Annotated in this window: 5 protein-coding genes and 1 tRNA gene; 3 read left to right on the forward strand and 3 right to left on the reverse strand. The window is 46.1% G+C overall.

The genetic code is table 11. From position 1 onward, the window contains the following. On the forward strand, positions 1-636 hold a 636-nt coding region (locus tag A2517_RS08590), incomplete at its 5' end, for a 2OG-Fe(II) oxygenase (RefSeq protein ID WP_294896099.1). Between the two features lie 39 nt (positions 637-675). After that, the gene (locus A2517_RS08595) at positions 676-1656 is read left to right on the forward strand and encodes a DUF475 domain-containing protein (RefSeq protein ID WP_294896101.1); all 981 of its coding nucleotides are present in this window, start codon (positions 676-678) and stop codon (positions 1654-1656) included. On the opposite strand, the gene A2517_RS08600 is transcribed toward A2517_RS08595, so the two are convergent. From A2517_RS08600 to groES, 3 genes are all read right to left on the reverse strand, one after another. Beyond that, positions 1653-1940, reverse strand: coding sequence for a hypothetical protein (locus A2517_RS08600; RefSeq protein ID WP_294896103.1), 288 nt, complete (start codon positions 1938-1940; stop codon positions 1653-1655). The two genes, A2517_RS08595 and A2517_RS08600, sit on opposite strands and share 4 nt — an antisense overlap. Positions 1941-2033: 93 nt before the next feature. Then, complete coding sequence (gene groL / locus A2517_RS08605) at positions 2034-3662, reverse strand: chaperonin GroEL (protein WP_294896105.1); 1629 nt, start codon at positions 3660-3662, stop codon at positions 2034-2036. Positions 3663-3673: 11 nt separating this feature from the next. Further along, the gene (gene groES / locus A2517_RS08610) at positions 3674-3934 is read right to left on the reverse strand and encodes a co-chaperone GroES (protein ID WP_294896107.1); all 261 of its coding nucleotides are present in this window, start codon (positions 3932-3934) and stop codon (positions 3674-3676) included. A gap of 117 nt (positions 3935-4051) precedes the next feature. Between groES and A2517_RS08615 the strand changes: the two genes are divergently transcribed. Continuing rightward, positions 4052-4128, forward strand: a tRNA-Met gene (locus A2517_RS08615). Positions 4129-4138 lie beyond the last annotated feature (10 nt).

Raw genomic sequence — 4138 nt, forward strand, 5'->3', positions numbered from 1 at the left:
CCTACCGCACGCCTCCCCAACCCCTACCACGATTTTCCCTATATGGTTCTGGAGGGGGTTTTAAGCCCTTCCGAATGCCGCTCTATTACTGCACACACTTTATCGGATAACAATGCCGTGCAAGCAGAACTTCGCGGGCGTTCTCTTGATACGGCTATTCGTAAAACGGATATTCATACCCTCACTTCGGAACATCGAGCAGTGTATGATCGCCGTTTTGATGCGGTTAGAGCTGAAATTGAGGAGTTTTTTGCTTTATCTTTGAGTAAAGCGACCGATGTTCAAGTCCTTGGATATGAGAGCGGATCGTTTTATCTCAAGCACTCGGACGATTCAAGTGAGCTTCGTGATCGAGAAGGAAATATTGTAGGATTCAAACCCGTTGCCCCTGAGCGTAAACTTACCACCGTACTCTTTACCACCTCCTATACTCCCCATCCAACCGATCAAGATCATTTCAGCGGGGGAGAACTCCTTTTTAATTATCTGTGTGACGAGCACGGTAACACGATAACCCTCCGTCCTGAAGCGGGGGATATGGTCGTTTTTCTAAGCAATCCCTATTTTTCCCATGAAGTCCTTAGCGTTCAAGAGGGATATCGACTCAGTCTCGTTCAATGGCACGATTGTCTTTAATTCAGCTATAATTTCGCATCTTTTTTTGAGGGCAAAATTATGCGCTACTTTTACAGTTCGTTTGCAATTATGACTATTGGTCTGATCGCAGCATTTTACCTTGGCGGACTCGCCGCTATCTACATCACGTTTTTATTGATTGTCCTTGAAATTTCTCTTTCGTTTGATAATGCGGTGGTTAATGCCAAAGTGTTAGAGACGATGGATCCGATTTGGCAGAAACGGTTTATCATATTCGGTATTCCGATCGCGGTTTTCGGCATGCGTTTGGTGTTTCCGCTTGCTATCGTTTCGATAGTAACGGGGATGGGATTGATGGAAACGCTTCAAGTGGCGATGAATCAGCCTGCCGAATACGAAAAAGTGCTGAAAGCGACCGAATCGACGATTTTCGCCTTCGGGGGCGCGTTCTTGCTCATGGTCTTTTTGGACTTTTTCTTTGAAGAGCGGGATGTTAAATGGGTCACCTTTGTAGAGGGATCTAAAATGATGGAAACATTCTCAGGGGTTGCCAACATCGAGTTGATTACCGCGATTATGGTCGGTATCGGCTTAGGACATATTACACAGGACTTCGGTGTCGTATTGGCATTTATGTACGGAGTTTTGCTTCACTCATTGCTGGGGATGCTCGATCATTTTCTCTCTTCCGATACGGTCAAAAGCGGGATCGCCGGATTTATCTATCTTGAAGTGCTTGACGCGAGTTTCAGTTTTGATGGTGTAATCGGAGCGTTCGCCCTTACCAGCAACATCTTTATCATTATGATTGGGCTTGGTGTGGGAGCGATGTTTGTGCGGAGTATCACCCTCTATTTTGTTGAGCATAAAACCCTCTCTGCATTCCGTTATCTCGAGCACGGTGCCCACTATGCGATCGGAATTTTGGCGATTATTATGTTAATGAAAATCACCACTCACGTCAGTGAAATGGTAACGGGAACGATCGGTATCGGTCTTATCACTATCGCGTTTGGCCATTCACTTTGGGAAAACAAAAAAGCGAACGAAATCGCTTAATCTTCTTCGCCGTCATTTTTGACGGCATTCTCTTCTTTCTTCTTCAATTTATAATATTTGAGTATCCCATACACACTAATCAACATCCAAATTGATTCCATTAAAAACGATGCAAGATTCCAGTCATACAGCAGTGAAATGATGATCAGCAATGCACCTAAGGTGTTTAAGACGGAGAAGCTTAAATCTTTTGCCTCCATTTTTTCAAGTTGCAAAAGCATATAGGCAACAATGATGACAAAGACGCCGAGAATGCCGATAAGGTCGGTTAGTGATAATTGCATAGGTTATGTTCCGTTGAGTGTTTAGTGAAGAAGGGTTAAAAGAGGGGTTTCGTTCGCCAAAACGCCAAGCAGTTGGCGTTTTTTGAGGCGAACTTACATCATTCCCGGCATTCCACCCATACCGCCCATATCAGGCATTGCAGGTTTGTCTTCTTTGATCTCGTGGATCGTCGCTTCAGTCGTGAGAAGCATACTTGATACCGACGTCGCGTTGGTCAATGCAACACGTTCAACTTTAAGCGGATCGATGATTCCCGCTTCGTACATATCGACGTATTCACCCGTTGCCGCGTTGAATCCGATGTTTTCGTTAGTAGCAGAAACGATCGTGTTGACGACAACACCCGCATCGTATCCCGCATTTTCAGCGATTTGTTTCACCGGAGCGGTGATCGCACGGAGGATGATTTCCCAACCGATTTTTTGATCGCCGCTAAGGTCGTGTTTCACTTTTGCCGCCGCGCGGATCAATGCCGCACCGCCGCCGATAACGATCCCCTCTTCAACAGCCGCTTTGGTCGCTGAGAGTGCATCGTCAACGCGGTCTTTTTTCTCTTTCATTTCCGTTTCGGTTGCCGCACCGACTTTGATAACCGCAACACCGCCGGCAAGTTTCGCAAGACGCTCTTGGAGTTTCTCTTTATCGTATTCGCTCGTTGTCGCTTCGATTTGGGTACGGATCTCTTTGATACGTGAATTCACCATATCTTTGTCACCTGCACCGTCAACGATGGTGGTGTTATCTTTGCTGATAACGACACGTGAGGCTTGACCGAGGTCTGCTACGGTTGCACTATCGAGTGTACGTCCGATCTCTTCGCTGATCACTTGAGCACGGGTAAGAACCGCGATGTCTTGGAGCATCGCTTTACGGCGGTCACCGAATCCCGGAGCTTTAACCGCTGTGATATTCAATACACCGCGAAGTTTGTTCACAACCAATGTTGCCAACGCTTCACCCTCTACATCTTCCGCGATGATGAGAAGCGGGCGTGAGCTTTTTTGTACTTGTTCCAATACTGGAAGCAAATCTTTAAGATTTGAGATTTTTTGATCGAAAAGGAGGATAAACGGATGATCCAACTCAACGGTCATTTTTTCCGAGTTGTTGATGAAGTACGGGCTGAGGTAACCGCGGTCGAACTGCATCCCCTCAACAACGTCAAGCTCGTCGTTGATCCCTTTGGCTTCTTCAACGGTGATAACACCGTCACGACCTACTTTATCCATCGCTTCAGCGATCATCGCACCGATACGCTCATCGGAGTTTGCAGAGATAGTTGCGACTTGCGCGATCTCTTTTTTATCGTTGATGATACGTGATGCGGCTTTAAGCTCTGCCAAAATCGCTTCGGTCGCTTTGTCCATACCCCGTTTTACTTCGATAGGATTTGCTCCCGCTGTGATGTTACGTAAACCCTCTTTGAAAATAGAGTTTGCAAGGATGGTCGCCGTAGTGGTACCGTCACCCGCTTCGTCCGCCGTGTTGGAAGCGACCTCTTTAACGAGTTGCGCTCCCATATTCTCTAGCGGGTCTTTGAGTTCTACCTCTTTGGCAACCGAAACACCGTCTTTGGTGATAAGCGGTGCGCCGTAACTGCGTTGGATAAGAACATTTCGTCCGCGCGGTCCCATAGTTACTTTGACCGCATCGGTCAGTTTTTGTACCCCTGCGGCTAATTTATTGCGTGCATCGTCTGAATAGTGAATTTCTTTTGCCATAATAGTTTCCTTTATTTAATAATTCCGAGTAAATCGCTTGTAGCGATAACGAGGTAAGCTTTTCCCTCTAATGTCAATTCTGTGCCGGCGTATTTACCGAAAACGACAACGTTTCCTACCTCTACATTCGTCACTTTCTCGCTCACTGCTATAACAGTTCCTTGTGAGGGTTTCTCTTTTGCATTGTCAGGAATAATGATACCTGATGCGGTTGTGGTTGCTTCTTCGAGACGTTGAACCAATACCCGTTTTCCAAGTGGTTGAAAATTCATTGTTTTTCCTTTTTGAGTGATATATTATGGGTGAGATTGTACACAATATTGAGTTAATAGTCATTTAAAGCTTTTAATAAGCTATCAGTCATTATAATTCCGGTCTTTCCAAAAGATGGCTGGGTAGCTCAGCTGGTTAGAGCGCTGGTCTCATAAGCCGGAGGTCGGGGGTTCGAGTCCCCCCCCCGCCACCATCTTTCAAAA

The sequence above is a fragment of the Sulfuricurvum sp. RIFOXYD12_FULL_44_77 genome (assembly GCF_001830725.1).
Lineage (GTDB): Bacteria > Campylobacterota > Campylobacteria > Campylobacterales > Sulfurimonadaceae > Sulfuricurvum > Sulfuricurvum kujiense_A.